This is a genomic window from Falsirhodobacter sp. 20TX0035 (assembly GCF_028307215.1).
GTDB lineage: Bacteria > Pseudomonadota > Alphaproteobacteria > Rhodobacterales > Rhodobacteraceae > Falsirhodobacter.
In genome coordinates, this window is record NZ_JAQMHV010000004.1 from 14,376 (window position 1) to 30,426 (window position 16,051).

At 67.7% G+C, this 16,051-nt stretch carries 14 protein-coding genes and 1 tRNA gene; 5 read left to right on the plus strand and 10 right to left on the minus strand.

The window, feature by feature from the left end; genetic code table 11:
• Window positions 1-136 precede the first annotated feature (136 nt).
• The 3 genes from PIJ50_RS06680 to PIJ50_RS06690 are packed head-to-tail and all read right to left on the minus strand — an operon-like array spanning window position 137 to window position 2,674.
• Window positions 137-1,042 (minus strand): tyrosine recombinase, encoded by a 906-nt coding sequence (locus PIJ50_RS06680; RefSeq protein WP_271973834.1) that lies wholly within the window; start codon window positions 1,040-1,042, stop codon window positions 137-139.
• Window positions 1,042-2,550: a hypothetical protein gene (locus PIJ50_RS06685; protein ID WP_271973836.1), complete on the minus strand. Its 1,509-nt coding sequence runs from the start codon at window positions 2,548-2,550 to the stop codon at window positions 1,042-1,044. The genes PIJ50_RS06680 and PIJ50_RS06685 overlap by 1 nt, the downstream gene beginning before the upstream one ends.
• Window positions 2,540-2,674: a hypothetical protein gene (locus tag PIJ50_RS06690; RefSeq protein ID WP_271973838.1), complete on the minus strand. Its 135-nt coding sequence runs from the start codon at window positions 2,672-2,674 to the stop codon at window positions 2,540-2,542. The genes PIJ50_RS06685 and PIJ50_RS06690 overlap by 11 nt, the downstream gene beginning before the upstream one ends.
• Window positions 2,675-2,812: 138 nt before the next feature.
• Here PIJ50_RS06690 and PIJ50_RS06695 point away from each other — a divergent pair, with 138 nt between their 5' ends.
• The 4 genes from PIJ50_RS06695 (at window position 2,813) to PIJ50_RS06710 (ending at window position 8,202) form a co-directional block, all read left to right on the plus strand.
• Window positions 2,813-3,355 (plus strand): shikimate kinase, encoded by a 543-nt coding sequence (locus PIJ50_RS06695; RefSeq protein ID WP_271974182.1) that lies wholly within the window; start codon window positions 2,813-2,815, stop codon window positions 3,353-3,355.
• Window positions 3,351-4,451, plus strand: coding sequence for a 3-dehydroquinate synthase (gene aroB / locus PIJ50_RS06700; RefSeq protein WP_271974183.1), 1,101 nt, complete (start codon window positions 3,351-3,353; stop codon window positions 4,449-4,451). The genes PIJ50_RS06695 and aroB overlap by 5 nt, the downstream gene beginning before the upstream one ends.
• An 87-nt stretch (window positions 4,452-4,538) precedes the next feature.
• Window positions 4,539-5,462: a bile acid:sodium symporter family protein gene (locus tag PIJ50_RS06705; protein ID WP_271973839.1), complete on the plus strand. Its 924-nt coding sequence runs from the start codon at window positions 4,539-4,541 to the stop codon at window positions 5,460-5,462.
• Window positions 5,463-5,565: 103 nt separating this feature from the next.
• A complete protein-coding gene (locus tag PIJ50_RS06710; RefSeq protein ID WP_271973841.1) occupies window positions 5,566-8,202 on the plus strand; it encodes a Hint domain-containing protein in 2,637 nt (878 codons plus the stop codon).
• Window positions 8,203-8,204: 2 nt separating this feature from the next.
• On the opposite strand, the gene PIJ50_RS06715 is transcribed toward PIJ50_RS06710, so the two are convergent.
• The 4 genes from PIJ50_RS06715 to PIJ50_RS06730 all read right to left on the minus strand — a co-directional run bounded on the left by PIJ50_RS06715 (window position 8,205) and on the right by PIJ50_RS06730 (window position 13,384).
• Entirely contained in the window at window positions 8,205-9,194 is a 990-nt protein-coding gene (locus PIJ50_RS06715; RefSeq protein WP_271973842.1) for a chemotaxis protein CheB, read from the minus strand.
• A 65-nt stretch (window positions 9,195-9,259) separates the two neighbouring features.
• Entirely contained in the window at window positions 9,260-9,631 is a 372-nt protein-coding gene (locus PIJ50_RS06720) for a response regulator (protein WP_271973843.1), read from the minus strand.
• Window positions 9,618-13,118 carry a CheR family methyltransferase gene (locus tag PIJ50_RS06725; RefSeq protein WP_271973845.1) on the minus strand — a complete coding sequence of 1,167 codons (3,501 nt, stop codon included), beginning with the start codon at window positions 13,116-13,118 and terminating at the stop codon, window positions 9,618-9,620. The genes PIJ50_RS06720 and PIJ50_RS06725 overlap by 14 nt, the downstream gene beginning before the upstream one ends.
• Before the next feature lie 191 nt (window positions 13,119-13,309).
• Window positions 13,310-13,384: transfer RNA gene (locus PIJ50_RS06730), tRNA-Gln, on the minus strand.
• A gap of 105 nt (window positions 13,385-13,489) precedes the next feature.
• Between PIJ50_RS06730 and PIJ50_RS06735 the strand changes: the two genes are divergently transcribed.
• Window positions 13,490-14,653, plus strand: coding sequence for a BaiN/RdsA family NAD(P)/FAD-dependent oxidoreductase (locus tag PIJ50_RS06735; protein WP_271973847.1), 1,164 nt, complete (start codon window positions 13,490-13,492; stop codon window positions 14,651-14,653).
• Here the strand turns inward: PIJ50_RS06735 and PIJ50_RS06740 are convergent.
• The 3 genes from PIJ50_RS06740 to PIJ50_RS06750 are packed head-to-tail and all read right to left on the minus strand — an operon-like array spanning window position 14,650 to window position 16,048.
• The gene (locus tag PIJ50_RS06740) at window positions 14,650-15,174 is read right to left on the minus strand and encodes a DsbE family thiol:disulfide interchange protein (RefSeq protein WP_271973848.1); all 525 of its coding nucleotides are present in this window, start codon (window positions 15,172-15,174) and stop codon (window positions 14,650-14,652) included. The genes PIJ50_RS06735 and PIJ50_RS06740 overlap by 4 nt on opposite strands.
• Window positions 15,171-15,323, minus strand: coding sequence for a heme exporter protein CcmD (gene ccmD, locus PIJ50_RS06745; protein WP_271973850.1), 153 nt, complete (start codon window positions 15,321-15,323; stop codon window positions 15,171-15,173). The genes PIJ50_RS06740 and ccmD overlap by 4 nt, the downstream gene beginning before the upstream one ends.
• Entirely contained in the window at window positions 15,320-16,048 is a 729-nt protein-coding gene (locus PIJ50_RS06750) for a heme ABC transporter permease (RefSeq protein WP_271973851.1), read from the minus strand. The genes ccmD and PIJ50_RS06750 overlap by 4 nt, the downstream gene beginning before the upstream one ends.
• Between the last annotated feature and the right edge of the window lie 3 nt (window positions 16,049-16,051).

The following is a 16,051-nucleotide window of genomic DNA, read 5'->3' on the forward strand; positions in this document are numbered from 1 at the left end:
GAGGAAAGGGCCGGCCCAACGGCCAGCCCTTCCCCTTGTACACCCCCTGTCGGACGGGCCGACTTATTGGGGTAAAGGCTATGCGCGGCGGGGTCATGCGTCAACACCCAAATGTGACGCGGGCGTGACGGCTTTGTCAGTCCTTGGCCAGCGGGTGATGGTTCAGGACAAGGTTCTTCAGCTGTTCGTCCAGCACATGGGTGTAGATCTCCACCGTGCCGATGTCGGCATGGCCCAGCATCAGCTGGATCGCCCGCAGATCGGCGCCGCCCGCCAGAAGATGGGTGGCAAAGGCGTGGCGCAGCGTGTGCGGCGTCACCCGCGACGGCGCGATGCCCGCATCGGCCGCGATCTGCTGGATCAGGCGGAAGAAGTATTCCCGCGTCAGATGGCCGGTGGCGCCGCGGCCCGGGAACAGGAACTTCGAATCCGCCTCGGCCTCATCGGCGTCCCGGCGTTCCAGCCAGGCGATCAGCGCCTCGCGCGCCGGGGGGGACAGGGGCACAAGGCGTTCCTTGCCGCCCTTGCCGCGCACCAGCAGCATCTGCGGATCGCCCCGCGCGGCGGCGATGGGAAGCCCCACGAGCTCGGACACCCGCATGCCCGTGGCATAGAGAAGCTCCAGCAGGCAACGGTTGCGCACCTGAAGCGTGTCGCCGCGCCCCCGGTCGCGGGCGGAATCAAGGAGGCGGTCCACCTCGTCGATGCTGAGAGTGCCGGGAAGGCGCTTGTCCGTTCCGGGTCCCTTCAGGCGGATCGCGGGGTTGTCCTCGCGCAGCCCCTCATCATGCAGGAAGCGGTAGAACTGACGGATGGAGACCAGTCGCCGGGCGCGCGTCGCCTTCGACAGCCCCTGGGCATCGCAGAAGATCAGGTAATCCTCCACCGCCGCACGGTCGGCGGTGGCGAAGCTTCCGCCGCGTCGCTCCAGCCAGGACAGGAAGTCCTTCAGGTCGCGCCCATAGGCCAGCAGCGTGTTGCGCGCCGCCCCCACATCCGCGGCCTGCGCGTCCAGGAACAGGGAGATCCAGCGCTCCTCCATCAGCCGCGCCGGTCAAGGATCATCAGTTGCAGAGCGACCCGGCGCGCGGCGGGTTCCAGCCCCAGCGCGCGCAGGGTCGAAATCCCCTCGGTCACGCCCTGAAGATCGCCCTGCGCACCGCGTGAAAGCATCGTCATGGCCAGCAGCAACGCCTCACCCCGCCGTTGCTGGGACAGAAGCTCGTCTGCCTCGGGCGGGACAGGATCGCTGGAGAATCCTGCGGCAATGGCGCGGGACAGCCCGTCCACGGTGGGCGCGTTGGCAGGCGATCCGGTGGCGATGGCGGTCAGGAACCGGTCCTTCGGTTCGGAGGAGGCGTTCAGCGTCCCCACCCCGTCCAGCCGCCCCGTCAGAAGACCAAGGCGAGCGGCCATTTGCGCGGCGCTGCCGGTCATGGGCAAGGCCAGCAATTGTGGCGCGTACATGCGGGCAAAGGCCACTTCCAGCTCCGCCCCCGTCATGGCGGACCACGCCATCGGCAGCGCCTGCGCGGCCGCGCGGGCGTCACCATCGGTCACGGCCCGATCCAGCGCCTGAATGGCCGAGGCGCGGTCCCACACCCCGCCCGACGCCGCAGGACGTTGCAGCGTGTACAGGCCCAGAAGGCGATTCGGGTCCAGCACGCCGGCGCGGGTCAGCCGCTCCGCCGCGTCCAGCTGCGCCTTCCAGCCCGACGAATCGCGCAGCTCCGCATGGGCATAGGCCAAGGGCAGGGTCAGGGTGGGCAGCGGCTGGCCGATCGCCTCGAACATGCGCCACTCCAAGGGGGTCGGGCGCGCGGGCGGGGGCAGGGGCGGCTCCCCCTCGAACAGTTCCGGATCAAGGAAGCGGGAGATAAGGGCGTCATCCTCGGCATCGACCAGACCAAGGGCCTGCGCCGAATGCAGCACCACCACGGCGGCGGACCAGTCGCCCGTGCGCGCCGTGCAATAGATGCGGGCGGGATAGGTCGGTGCCAGCTGGGGCGCGGCCTCCAGCGTCTCGCAGGCCTGATCCTCGGTCCCCAGAAGCAGGGCGATGTCGAACTGGCGGCGGAAGGCCTTGGCCTCGACCGCGCCGGACACGTCCAGAAGCGCCTGCGCCTGTTCCAGCGCGCCGACGGCCAGCAGCTTGTCCAGCCGGGAAAAGAACACGAGGCCTTCGGTCCCCGCATCGCGGGGCGCGTGGGTTTCGGCCAGAAGCACGTTCATCGCCAGCTCGTGCAGGGCGGGCAGAGTGTTGACCGGCATCGCTGTGATCTTCTCAGCGATCACGCGTGAGGATCCGGCCCCCCAGAGTTCACGCGGAAGCCCGGTCTGGCGCGGGGTCAGAAGGCCCGCCACGTCCAGCACCGGCGTGTCCGGCACCTGCGCCGTCGGGGGCTCCGCCGGCACCTCTGGCGGTGCCGCCACGGGCGCGGGCGCCGTGACCGAACGGGACAGCCAGTCGATGGCCGACATCGGCGCCTCGGCCCCGGCAAGGCCGGGGGCAAGGCACATCGTCAGGGCAAGGGCGTGCCTAGTTCCCATCCAGCGTCACCGGCGCCGTCACTTCGGTTTGCGGGGGTGTCAGATCGCCCAGATAGGCGTATCCCGTCAGCCCCAGGAAGATCAGCACCGCAATCACCAGCACCGCCTTGATGATAAGACCCATCGTTCCGCCCTTCTGCCCCTTGCGCCGTTTCGGCGTCTGTCCGATTTACATATGGCAATCGCTTTCGGTTCACGCCATTACCGCATAACGCCGCAGGCGACCAGCCGGCGGACAGGAAAAGCGGACGGAGATGGCACGATCGTGACGCGGCTGAAGAAAACCGTCGTTCTTGTGGGCATGATGGGCGCGGGAAAGACCGCCGTGGGCACGCAGCTGGCGCGCCAGCTGGGCGTCCCTTTCCTTGACACGGATCATGAGATCGAGGCCGCGGCCCATCGCACCATCCCCGAGATCTTCGCCCGCGACGGCGAGGCGTTCTTTCGCGCCCGCGAAACCCAGGTGCTGGACCGGCTGCTTCAGGGCCCGCCTTCGGTTCTGTCCACCGGCGGCGGGGCCTTTCTGGCCGAGGCGAATCGCGACCTGATCGACGCCTACGGCGTGTCGGTGTGGCTGAGCGCGGATCTGGAGACGTTGTGGCAGCGCGTGCGCAACCGCAACACGCGCCCCCTTTTGCGCACGCCGAACCCGCGCCGCACGCTGGCCGATCTTCTGACCGCGCGCGAAGGCATCTATGCCCGGGCCCGCGTCACCGTTCCCAGCGAGCGTGGCACCAGCGTGGAACGCACCGCGCAGCGCGTGCAGGACGCGCTGGCCGCCCATCCCGACGTCTTGGAGGATTGAGATGAAGACCGTTCCCGTATCCCTCGGCCCCCGCAGCTATGACGTGCGCATCGGGCGCGGCCTGATCGAAACGGCGGCGGAGCATGTCGGGCCGCTGCTGCGCCGCCCGAAGGTCGTGGTCGTCACGGATGAAAACGTCGCCGCCACCCAGCTGCCCGCCCTGCGCGCCAGCCTGAACGCGGCCGGCATCGCGGTCGAGGCGCTGATCCTGCCCGCCGGCGAAGGCACCAAGAGTTGGCCGCACTTCACCCGCACCGTCGAATGGCTGCTGGAGCAGAAGGTGGAGCGCCGCGACATCGTCATCGCGCTTGGCGGCGGCGTGATCGGCGATCTGGCGGGCTTTGCCGCCGCCGTGTTGCGGCGCGGGGTGCGCTTCGTGCAGATCCCGACCTCACTTCTGGCGATGGTGGACAGTTCGGTGGGTGGCAAGACCGGGATCAACACCGCGCAGGGCAAGAACCTCGTCGGCGCCTTCCACCAGCCCGCGCTGGTGCTGGCCGACATCGGCGCGCTGGACACGCTGCCCGAGCGGGAGTTCCGGGCCGGCTATGGCGAGGTCGTGAAATACGGCCTTCTGGGCGACGCCACCTTCTTCGAATGGCTGGAAACGAACGGTCCGCAGATCCGATCCAGCGACGATCTTCGCCTGGACGCGGTCGCCCATGCCCTGGGCATGAAGGCGGCCATCGTCGCACGGGACGAGACGGAGGAGGGCGAGCGCGCGCTTCTGAACCTCGGCCACACCTTCTGCCACGCGCTGGAAAAGGCCACGGGGTATTCCGACCGTCTGCTGCACGGCGAGGGGGTCGCCATCGGCTGCCTGATGGCCGCCGACCTCAGCCGGAAGCTGGGGCTTCTGGGGCAGGAGGCGCCCTCGCGCATCGCGGCGCATCTGCGCGGGATGGGGATGAAGGCGTCCCTTTCGGACATTGCGGGCGAGCTGCCGGACGCGCAGGCCCTTCTGGCGCTGATGGGGCAAGACAAGAAGGTGGTCGACGGCCGCCTGCGCTTCATCCTGATGAACGCGATCGGAGACGCCTTCATCGCCGACGACGTGCCCGCCGCCGCCGTGATCGAAGTGCTGGAGGGCCGCTGAGCCCGCTTCCCGGCTTGATCTTCGATCGCCGTGGATTTAAGCGTCCCCCTGTACGGACGCAACTTTGTTGCGCACAAGGGGGACATCATGGCGTTCATCGCAAGGCTTTCGGCCGTCGTCGGCAAGACATTTGCACTTTGGGTGATCGTGTTCGCGGTATTGGGCTTCCTGATGCCGAACACGTTCAAGCAGCTGACACCGTGGATCATCCCGCTTTTGGGCATCATCATGTTCGGAATGGGCCTGACCCTGTCCGTCAAGGACTTCCAGGAGGTGGTGCGCCGCCCGGTGGAGGTCGGGATCGGCGTGCTCGCGCAGTTCATCATCATGCCGCTGCTGGCGGTGATCCTGACCAAGATCATCCCCATGCCGCCCGAGGTCGCGGCGGGCGTGATCCTTGTGGGGTGCTGCCCGGGGGGAACGTCCAGCAACGTCATGACCTATCTGTCCAAGGGCGACGTGGCCCTGTCCGTCGCCTGCACCAGCGTGACCACGCTGCTGGCGCCTGTGGTGACGCCCTTCCTTGTGCTGATGCTGGCCAGCGAATACCTGCCCGTGGACGCGTGGAAGATGTTCCTGTCCATCGTGAAGGTCGTGCTGCTGCCGCTGGCCCTAGGCTTCGCCGCGCAGAAGCTGCTGCCGGCGGTCGTGCGGGCGGCTGTTCCGGCGCTGCCGCTGGTCAGCGTTGCGGGGATCGTGTTGATCGTGGCGGCCGTCGTCGGCGCCTCCAAGGGCGCGATCATCCAGTCGGGCCTGACCATCTTTGCCGTGGTCGTGCTGCACAACGGGCTCGGCTACCTGATCGGCTTCCTTGCTGCGCGCGCGTGCGGGCTCAGCCTCGCCAAACGCAAGGCCATCGCGATCGAGGTGGGGATGCAGAACTCCGGCCTCGGCGCGGCGCTGGCCACGGCCTACTTCTCGCCGCTGGCGGCGGTGCCAAGCGCGATCTTCAGCGTGTGGCACAACATTTCCGGCGCGCTGGTGGCGAACTACTTCTCGCGCCGGACGTAATCGGGCCACCTGCTAAGAGTAAGTTTGTCGGGCGCCGGTCAATCACAGGTTGATCGGTGCCCGACCTGTTGCTACCGTCGCGCTGCAGCGCAGCGAGGATGGCATGGCAACCCGTTTCGGAAGTTCAGGCAACGACACCCTCAACGGCACCATTGACTCTGACCTGATTTACGGAGGCCCCGACGCCACCGGTCAAGGCACGGGCAACGATGTCGTCAATGCCTATGGCGGGGCCGACACCGTCTATGGCGGTGACGGCGTGGATGGCATCTTCGGAAATGAAGGCGCCGACAGCCTGTTCGGTGGCGCTGGAGTGGACTCGCTTTACGGCGGTGCCGCGGCCGACACGCTGTTCGGCGAGGCTGGCACGGACACTTTGGCCGGGGGAATCGGCAACGACCTTCTGTTCGGCGGCGCGGATGCGGACAGTCTGGACGGGGGTGACGACAACGACACCCTGATCGGCGGCGCGGGGGGCGACCGGCTGTTCGGCGGCGCGGGCTTCGACATCCTGGACTACAGCTCCTCGGCAGGCGGGGTGAACGTGTCGCTGCTTTCCGCCTTGCCCACAGGCGGGGATGCCGCGGGCGACACGATCGGTCTGTTCGAGGGCGTGATCGGGTCCGACCAGAACGACACGCTGACCGGCAATGCAACCGCGAACGTCCTGTTCGGCGTGGAGGGCGATGACACGCTGACGGGGAATGACGGCAACGACACGCTGACGGGCGGCGCGGGGAACGATTCCATCGCGGCCGGAACGGGCGATGACAGCATTTTGGGCGGAGAGGGCGCGGACACCATCGCGGGCGGGGCGGGCATCGACACGCTGGACCATTCCGCCTCGGCCGCCGGGGTCAGCGTGGACCTGTCGGGTGGTGTCGGCACGGGCGGAACCGCCCAAGGCGATGTGGTGACGGGGGTGGAGGTTGTTCTGGGCTCGGCACAGGACGATGCGCTGACCGGCACCGGCGCTGCGGAAACGCTGGTGGGCGGCGCGGGCGGCGACACGCTGATCGGCGCGGGCGGGGCGGACAGCCTTTCGGGCGGGGACGGCGACGACGTCGCCTCGGGCGGCGCGGGCGCGGATCTGGTGCAGGGGGATGCAGGTCGCGACACGCTGGACGGGGGCGAAGGCCGGGACACCGTTTCGGGCGGCGATGATGCCGACGTTCTGCAAGGCGGCGGCGGCGATGACAGCCTGAGCGGTGGGGCCGGCGACGACGTGCTGCGCGGCGATGCCGAGGCGGGCACCGGAACCAGCGGCACGTTTTCCTGGGCGCAGCAGGGCATCGGCACCAACGTCAACGGCGGCTTCACCCAGACCACGGCGGGGATGTCCATCGATTTCGGCTATTCCAGCCCGACCCAGACGCCGACCGCCACCATCACCAACACCCCCCAATTCGCGGGCACCGGGGCGCTGACGAATTCGGGCCTTCAACTGACCTCCACCGGCGCGGGGCCGGAGGTGGCGACGCTCACCTTCACCTCGGACACGGAGGGGGTTTCGGACGCGGTGGGAAACGTGGCGTTCCGCATCAACGACATCGATGCCGACCCCAGCACCTATGTCGACCGGGTGCGGGTGACGGCGTACGATTCGGACGGGAACGCGGTGCCGGTGACGCTGATCCCCGGCGGCAACGACACGCTGTCGGGATCGACCGTCACGGCCGGCCCCGGCTCGGACGATCCGAACCAGGCGGCCGGCACGCTGGCCGTGACGATTCCCGGCCCCGTGGCGCGGATCGAGGTGGCCTATGACAGCGCAGCCGGCACGGGGCAGCGCTATCTTTACCTGACGGATGTGAGTTTCGACACGCAGCCCGTCACGCCCGGCAACGACACGCTGGACGGCGGCGACGGCGATGACACCCTGTCGGGCGAGGCGGGCACGGATGTGCTGCTGGGCGGCGCGGGCAACGACCGGATCACGGTGTCCGGCACCGATACGGCCAGCGGCGGCGTGGGGGATGACCGTTTCGTGCTGGAAGGGCCGGAAGGTGCCGCCTCCGTGTCGGGGGGTGAGGGGTTCGACGTGCTCGACTTCGGCACCTCCATCCCGGTTTCCCTCGAGGGCGCGGGATCGGAGGTCGTGGACGGGGTGACCTCCTTCTACGGCACGGCCGTCTTCGGCAACGGCGCGACGCTGCACTATGAAGGGATCGAGCAGATCATCTGCTTCACCCCCGGCGCGATGATCCGAACCCTGGGCGGGCTGCGGACGATCGAGACGCTGAAGGCGGGCGATCTGGTCGTGACCCGCGACCATGGGCTGCAACCCATCCGCTGGATCGGCGAGACTACCGTGTCGGGGCGCGGCACCTTCGCGCCGATCCGCCTGCGCAAGGGGGCTGTGCCGGACCTGACCGCGGACCTCGTCGTCTCCCCCCAGCATCGCCTGCTGGTGGAAGGGTATCGCGCGGAGCTGCTGTTCGGAGAGCGGGAGGTGCTGGCCTCGGCCAAGCACATGGTGGACGATCGGCACGTGACGGTGGAGGAGACGGACCGCGTCACCTATATCCACATGCTGTTCGACGGACATGAGGTCGTCTATGCCAATGGTGCCGCCACGGAAAGCTACCACCCTGGCTCCTACGGCCTCGGCACGATCTGCCCGACCGCGCGGGCCGAGCTGCTTGCGCTGTTCCCGGACCTTGCCACGCTGCCCGGCAGCTATGGCAAGACGGCCCGCCGCGTTCTGAAGGGGTTCGAGACGCGCGCTCTGACCGGCTAGGATCAGGCGCGGCCCGACACCCCGTTCAGCGCGGCCGACCGCAGGATGTCGACATAGCGCGTGAACTCGGCGGCCTTGCCGAGGAAGTCGTCCCGCGTGTGGGTGCGCCCGGCATCGCCCGCCTCCTGCGCCATACGTTCCATCAGCGTGACGCGTTCGCCGACGATGCGGAAGGCGACGCGCAAGGCCTCGTCAAGCGAGCCTTCCTGTTCGGCGGCCAAAGCCTCGGCCGTGTAGCCATGGCCGACCTGGCAGCGGAAACGCAGCGGGCCGCGATGAACCTCCGACATCACGCCGCCGCAGGAGGGGCAGGACACGGTGACCGGGTTGGCGATCTGGGCGATCGTGGGCGACAGGCAGGGGCGGCCAAGGGCGATGTCGATCTCCAGCTCGATATCCGGGGGGGTGGGCACGGACGGCCCCGGAGGCTCCTCCACCAGCCGCGCCAGAAGCAGGCCCATATTGGCCGCGGGGCTGCGATAGTCGATGTCGCTTGCGGCCAGCGCCCCCAGCGGCATGTCGGGGGCAACCGCTTCGCCCGGGTTCTGGATCACGGTCAGGCCGCCGCACAGCTTGATCGCGGAAAGGCCGGCGGCCCCGTCGTTCAGGTTGCCCGACAGGACGACCCCAATGGCTCCGGATCCGTAGCTGGACGCCATGGACCGGAACAGGGGGTCGAGGGCGGGGCGGCTCATGTTCTCGCGCGGGCCGCGGCCCAGACGAATGCAGCCGTCCACCACCAGAAGATGGTGATCCGCCGGCGCCACATAGACATGCCCCGGAAGTGCCAGCACATTGTCCTGCGCCAGAAGCACCGGAAGCGTGCAGGCCGCCGCCAAACTGTTGTGAAGAAGGTCCTGCCCGCGCCCGCCCACATGGACGACCACGAAGATGGGGGCCGCAAAATCGGCCGGAATCTGCTGAAGGATCGTGCGTAGAACAGGAATGGCCCCGGTGGAGCCCCCGATGCCCAACGCGCGCTGTCCTGCCATGATCTCGTCCTCCCCTGCCGGTTCGGGTAAACGTCGCGGCCGCGGTCCTGTTCCGCGGCCCGGCGTCAGCCGCCCTGAAGCACCCGGGTCAGCGCGTCGGCCAGGTTGCCGGGATGATAGGGCTTGCGGATCAGCAGCCCGGACAGGCCCAGCCGCTGCAATTCGTCGGGCTCGTAGCCCGAAGCGATGATGGTCGGGATCTGTGCCGCCTTCAGCGCCTCGATGATGGGCAGGGCCGACACGCCGCCCAGATTGGCGTCCACGATGGCCGCGTCGGGCGGGGTGGACAGGCTGCCCAGCAGGGCGATCGCCTGATCCACATTGGCGGCCGGACCGACGGCCGCATGACCCATATCCTCGATGATGCATTCCAGATCCATGGCGATCAGGGCTTCATCTTCCACAAGGAACAGGGTCAGGGGCTTAGACGGTTGCATGATGGGGCGGCCTTTCTGCCGGAAAATCGATGACGCAGGAGAAGCCTTCCGGCGCGTAGCTGAGGGTGGCGGTGCCGCTCAGTTCCCGCGCCACGCTGGTCAGAAGGCGGCCGCCGAAACCCCTGCGGGTCGGCGGGACAACCGTCGGGCCGCCGCTTTCCTTCCACGCGAAGATCAGGCGACGTTCGTCGCCGCTCTTGGTCCACGCCCAGTTCAGCGAGACGAGACCTGCGGCGGAGGACAGGGCCCCGTATTTCACCGCATTGGTGGCCAGTTCATGCAGCGCCATCGCGAAGGAGATGGTGGCGTTGGGCGACAGGAAGGCCGGGGGCCCGTCCAGCACTAGCTTCTGCTCCGCCTCGGACGAGAAGCTTTGCAAGGTGGCCGTCGCCAGTTCGCGCAGGTCCGATCCGCGCCAGTGATCTTGCGTCAGGATGCTGTGCGCGCGGGCGAGGGCTTCCAGCCGCTTGCTGAAGGAGTCCGTGAAGGCCTCGGGGCGGTCGGTTGACCGCAGGGTCTGGCGCGCGATGGACTGGACGACCGCCAGCATGTTCTTGACCCGGTGGTTCAGCTCCCCCACCAGAAGCTCACGCTCGTCGGTGTGACGCTTGCGTTCGGTGATGTCCTGGAACAGCACGGCCACACGGTTTTCATCCACGTTCGAAGCGCTGACCTCGAACCACTGGCGCACGACGCCGTCCCACAATTCCAGCCGCTCCGTCTCGCCCGAGGCGAGCACCCGTTCGGCGAGGGTCCACCAATCCTGACGGGCCGAGGCGTGGCTGCGGGCCAGGTGCCGGGCCTTCAGTTCGGCCTGCAGAAGGCGATAGGCCGAGGGGTTGGCATCCAGGATCACGAAAGTCTTCGGCGTCCCATCCTCGTCCCGGATCGCCTCGGCCAGGATGTAGCCTTCGTCCATCGCCTCAAACAGGCGGCGATAGCGGTCCTCGCTTTGGCGCAGCCGCTCCTCGGCCTCGCGCCGCGCGCTGATGTCCACGAAGCTGAGGACAACGCCCTCGATCCGGTCGTCCACGGTGCGATAGGGGCGCAGCCGCATCATCAGCCAGCCCTTGGTGCGGGTGGCGACCTCGGCCTCGAACGGGGCAAGGTCGCGCAGCACGCGGGCGGCGTCCCGTTCCAGACCGTCATAGACCAGCTTGTGCGTGAAGTCCGAGATCGGCCGACCCACGTCGCTGTCGGTCACGCTGAACAGCTGCTCCACCGCCGGGGTCAGCATCTTGATCCGCAGCTTGGTGTCAAGGAACAGGGTGCCGATCTCGGTCGCGTTGATCAGGTTCTGCAGGTCGCTGTGGGCCGAGGCGATGGTGTCCAGCTTCGTCTTCAGCTCGCTGTTGACGGTGGACAGCTCCTCGTTGATGGATTGCAGCTCCTCCTTGCTGGTTTCCAGCTCCTCGGCGGTCGAACGATACTCCTCGTTGATGGACTGGAGTTCCTCGTTCGCGACCCGCAGCTCCTGGATGGCGCTTTCATGTTCGCGCCGGCTGGTGCTCAGCCGTTCCTGGGTGATGCGCAGTTCTTCCTCAACCCGGCGCAGGTGGTCGATGCCGGGGGAGGATTCGTCGACCACCGCGGTCGCCTCGGTCACCGGGCCTCCGTCCATGAACAGCACGAGCGACTGCGGCGCGCCGCGTTCGTCGGACACGTGCCGGGACACGTGCATCACCACGCGGCGGCCGGCCCCATCGAAGGCCACCGCCACGGGAAGCGTCAGCGTCGCCTCCTTCGCGTCCAGCGCCCGGTGCAGGGCGCGGCGCAATTCGGCCCGCAGCTCGGGCAGGACGATGTCGGGCAGGAAGTTGCTGAGCGGGCCTTCCGGCGGGCGGATGTAGCGGCCCGCATTGCGCGACAGGTTCAGGACGCGGTGCTCCTCGTCCACCAAGGCGCTTGGCGGGGCGCTTTCCTCCAGTGCAGCCTTGTGGATCAGGGGCGGCACAAAGGCCGCACGTTCACGCAGGTCCAGCGCGGGGCGCGGCAGGGGCGAATAGGGCTGATGTTCGCGCGGCAGCTGGGTCAGCATCTCGCCCCGCCGGTCCACACGGGGCTTGGCCAGATAGACGCGCGCCTCGCGGTCGCAGGCGGTGAAGAATTCGGGCCGCGTGTCGATGCTTTCGGCCGAACCAAGGAACAGGTAGGCCCGGGGCCGCAGCGCGTAATGGAACAGCGCCAGAAGCTGGCGTTGCATGTCGCGTTCCAGATAGATCAGCAGGTTCCGGCAGGTCACAAGGTCGATATGCATGAAGGGCGGATCCTTCAGCGCGCTGTGATGGGCGAACAGCACCATGTCGCGCACTTCCTTGCGGATGCGGTAATGGCTGCCATCGTCCACAAAGAATCGCCGCAGCCGGTCCTCGGACACGTCGGCCTCGATGCTTTTCGGATAGCGGCCTTCGCGGGCGGTCGCCAGCGCGCCATCGTCCAGATCGGTCGCGAAGATCTGGATGTTGGGGGTGACCTGCCGCCGCTCCGCCTCTTCCAGCATCAGGATGGCGAGGCTGTAGGCTTCCTCGCCCGTGGCGCAGCCCACGGACCACAGGCGCAGCTTCTGGTCGCCCACAAGGCTGTCGAACAGCGGGACGATCGCCTCCTTCAACAGCGCGTCGAACGCGGTGGGGTCGCGGAAGAACGCCGTGACCGAGATCAGGAGGTCGCCGAACAGATCCTGCGCCTCCTCCGGATTCTCGCGCAGATAGTCGGCATAGGCGGCCAGGCTGATCATCCGGTTGACCTGCATGCGGCGGGTCACACGGCGCAGAACGGTCGCGCGCTTGTAGGACGAAAAGTCGTAGCCGGTGCGGGCATGAAGGAAACTCAGGATGCGGCGCAGGTCGTCCTCGGCCTCACCCTCGCCGATCCGGCGCAGGGCTTCCTTGCTTTGGCTGACCTCGGCGATCCGGTCCACCATCTTGTCGATCGGTTCGACGAAATCGGCCACGCCGCTGGCGATGGCGCTGCGCGGCATCATGGAAAATTCGGCGTCCCCCGGGTCTTGCACGAAGATCACGCCGCCGGCTTCCTTCACCTGGCGCACGCCAAGCGCGCCGTCCGATCCCGCCCCGCTGAGCACGACCGCGATGCCATCACCGCGCGCGGAAGCGATGGATTGAAAGAACAGGTCGATGGGCGCGCGCTTGCCCCGCGGTTCCGTGAAGGGGCGGGAGCGGATGCCGTTCCCCTCGATCACCAGCTCGCAGTCGGGCGCGATCACGTAGACGCAGTTCGGCTCCAGCGTCGGGGTGTCGCCGACCTGCCGGACCGGCATGGCCGTGCGTCCGGCCAGAATTTCGCTCAGCGCGCTGTCATGTTCGGGGGACAGGTGGATGATGACCACATAGGCCAGGCCAAGGTTGTCGTCGATCTTGTGAAAGAACCGCTGAAGGGCCCTGACGCCTCCGGCCGAGGCGCCGATCGCGCAGACCGGCGTCAGCGGTATGCCCCGCCGACGCTCTTCCTTGTCCACAAGAACCATGAAGCTGGCCTTTCATCTCTTTTTGGGTCTGAACCTCGAGCAGGCCATATATTCATCATAGCTGTTTTGCGGCGAGAAAGTAGGGACCGGCCGTCAGTTTGATGATTTTGTGGACGGAAAGCCCGCGCTTCATGCGCAAGAACGCGAACCTTGGGTTCACGTCGAAAAAGCTTGGAAAATCCGGAAGATTTTGGCTGGGGCGGCAGGATTCGAACCTGCGAATGGCGGTACCAAAAACCGCTGCCTTACCACTTGGCGACGCCCCAACTTGCGTGAGGCGGGTTCTAGCGAGAGGTTGCGGAGGCTGCAAGAGGCAATTGCGAAAAAAATCGCGCGTTGTCGAAAACTTCGGGGACGGCTAGGGACGTGGCATGAAAACCGATATCGTGATCCTTGGTGCCGGCGCGGCCGGCATGTTCTGCGCCATCGAGGCCGCCCGCCGCGGGCGGCGCGTTCTTGTCATCGACCACGCCAAGGCGGCGGGGGAGAAGATCCGCATTTCGGGCGGGGGGCGGTGCAACTTCACCAACACCGGAATCGCGGCGGACCGCTTCCTGTCGCGCAACCCGCGCTTCGCGCTGTCGGCCCTGAAGCGCTACACCCAGTGGGATTTCGTGGCCCGCGTGGACGAGGCGGGAATCGCCTGGCACGAAAAGACGCTGGGCCAGCTGTTCTGCGACGGTCCCTCCACCCAGATCGTGCGGATGCTGCTGGACCAGATGCGCGAGGCGGGCGTCCAGCTCTGGCTCGGCACCAGCGTGGAGAAGGTGGAAGGCGGCTTTCGTGTCGTCACCTCGCGCGGGGTGGTGGAGGCGGAGCGGGTGGTCGTGGCCACGGGCGGCAAGTCCATCCCCAAGATGGGCGCGTCGGGCTTCGGCTATCAGCTTGCGACCCAGTTCGGCCTGAACGTGATCGAAACGCGGCCCGCCTTGGTGCCGCTGACCTTTGCCGAACAGGAGCTGGTGCATCTGCAACCCTTGTCCGGCATCGCGCTGGACGCGCGGGTGACCACCGGCGCCAGCTTCGACGAAGCCCTTCTGTTCACGCATCGCGGGCTGTCAGGTCCCGCGATCCTTCAGGCCTCCAGCTACTGGCGTGAGGGGGAGGCGCTGACCGTGGACCTTCTGCCCGGTCGCAGCCTGTCGGACGATCTGCGGCAGTTGCGCGGCGAACAGCCCCGAATCGCCCTGCGAACGGCGCTGACGCGGCACATGCCCGAAAAGCTGGCCCGCCGGATGGAGGAGGTCTGCGGCGTGACGGGGGCCATCGGCGCCCTGTCGAACGGCGCGATCGAGGCGATCGAGCGGCAGGTCCATGCATGGCAGCTGAAGCCTGTGGGCACCGAAGGCTACCGCACGGCCGAGGTCACGCTGGGCGGTGTGGACACCGAGGATCTGGACCCCCGCACGCTGGAAGCGCGGCGCATGCCCGGCCTGCATTTCGTGGGCGAGGTGGTGGACGTCACGGGCTGGCTGGGCGGCTACAACTTCCAGTGGGCGTGGTCGTCGGGCTGGGCCGCGGGGCAGGCGGTCTAGCCGCCCGCCTGCAGCGCCGGTTGCAGGACCGCGTTCACCGCGGCGGGGGTGATGGGGCCCGCGATGCGCGCCAGCACGTTGCCCTGACCGTCGATGACGAACGTCTCGGGCACGCCATACAGGCCCCAGTTCAGCCCCATGCGCCCAGTTTCGTCCGCGCCCTTGGCGGCGTAGGGATCCCCCAGTTCCGCGAGAAACCTGAGCGCGTTTTCGGGCCGGTCCTTGTAGTTGACGCCGATGATCTCCACCCCCTCGGCCGCGAGCTGTTCCAGCACCGGATGTTCCTGCCGGCAGGGCGCGCACCAGCTGGCCCAGAAGTTGACCAGCTTCACCCCGCCCGAACGCAGTTGCGCGTCGGTGGGGGGCGCGTCGGGGCCCAGAGGGGTAGCGGCCATGGCGGGGGCGGGCTTGCCCTCGAACGCCGTGGGAAGGGCGCCGGGATCGGTGCGCATCATGCCGAACCAGAACAGCGCGGCCAGGCCCGCAAAGGCTAGCGGAGGGATGAGGATCAGCGGTTTCATTCCTTGCCCCGTTCCTCCACATCGCGCAGGCGGGCGTGCATCCGCACCGCCTGCCAGACTGACAGCCCGACCAGCCCCGCGATCAGCAGAAGTGACAAGCCATAGGCGCCCAGAACGGCGCCCGCGTATTTTCCCAGTTCTGGCATCATGCCATCCGCTCCCTCAGGATCAGGGCCTGCAGGCGGCGGCGGCGCACCTCGGTCCGGGTGCGCAGCAGCACCAGCGCGAGGAACAGCAGCATGAAGCCCGCCATGCACAGCACCAGCGGATACCAGTAGGTGTCGGACATGTGCTGCTGCTTGTCCATCGACAGCGACGCGCCCTGATGCAGCCCTTGGTTCCAGAACAGCACCGCATAGCGCGACAGGATGGCGAACACCGACCCTACCATGCACAGGACGGAGGTGAGGTCGGCGGCGGTGTCCGGATCCTCGATCGCCTGCCACAGCGCGATGTAGCCCAGATAAAACATGAACAGGATCAGGAACGAGGTCAGCCGCGGATCCCACGCCCACCACGTGCCCCACATCGGCTGGCCCCAGATCGCCCCGGTCATCAGCGCGATCACCGTCATGGTGATGCCCACGGGCGCCGCGGCCTTGGCCACCAGCGCCGACACGTGATGCCGCCGGATCAGCCAGATCAGCGAGGCGACCAGCATCACCATCCAGCCGTTGATGGCGACGAGGGCGGACGGAACGTGCAGGAAGATGATCTTGACGGTGGCACCCTGGCGGTAGTCGTCCGGTGTCAGGAAGAAGCCCCAGATCAGGCCCACGACCAGACACAGGGCCGCCAGTCCCGCCACCCAGGGCAGGAACCGCCCCGAGACTTGCATGAACTTCCGTGGATTCGCGTATTCCCAGATCGACATGAA

Coding starts and splice junctions, on each gene's coding strand:
- PIJ50_RS06680 (WP_271973834.1), bottom strand. CDS start 1,042: ATGGAGGAGCGCTGGATCTCCCTGTTCCTGGACGCGCAGGCCGCGGAT.
- PIJ50_RS06685 (WP_271973836.1), bottom strand. CDS start 2,550: ATGGGAACTAGGCACGCCCTTGCCCTGACGATGTGCCTTGCCCCCGGC.
- PIJ50_RS06690 (WP_271973838.1), bottom strand. CDS start 2,674: ATGGGTCTTATCATCAAGGCGGTGCTGGTGATTGCGGTGCTGATCTTC.
- PIJ50_RS06705 (WP_271973839.1), top strand. CDS start 4,539: ATGGCGTTCATCGCAAGGCTTTCGGCCGTCGTCGGCAAGACATTTGCA.
- PIJ50_RS06710 (WP_271973841.1), top strand. CDS start 5,566: ATGGCAACCCGTTTCGGAAGTTCAGGCAACGACACCCTCAACGGCACC.
- PIJ50_RS06715 (WP_271973842.1), bottom strand. CDS start 9,194: ATGGCAGGACAGCGCGCGTTGGGCATCGGGGGCTCCACCGGGGCCATT.
- PIJ50_RS06720 (WP_271973843.1), bottom strand. CDS start 9,631: ATGCAACCGTCTAAGCCCCTGACCCTGTTCCTTGTGGAAGATGAAGCC.
- PIJ50_RS06725 (WP_271973845.1), bottom strand. CDS start 13,118: ATGGTTCTTGTGGACAAGGAAGAGCGTCGGCGGGGCATACCGCTGACG.
- PIJ50_RS06735 (WP_271973847.1), top strand. CDS start 13,490: ATGAAAACCGATATCGTGATCCTTGGTGCCGGCGCGGCCGGCATGTTC.
- PIJ50_RS06740 (WP_271973848.1), bottom strand. CDS start 15,174: ATGAAACCGCTGATCCTCATCCCTCCGCTAGCCTTTGCGGGCCTGGCC.
- ccmD (WP_271973850.1), bottom strand. CDS start 15,323: ATGATGCCAGAACTGGGAAAATACGCGGGCGCCGTTCTGGGCGCCTAT.
- PIJ50_RS06750 (WP_271973851.1), bottom strand. CDS start 16,048: ATGTCGATCTGGGAATACGCGAATCCACGGAAGTTCATGCAAGTCTCG.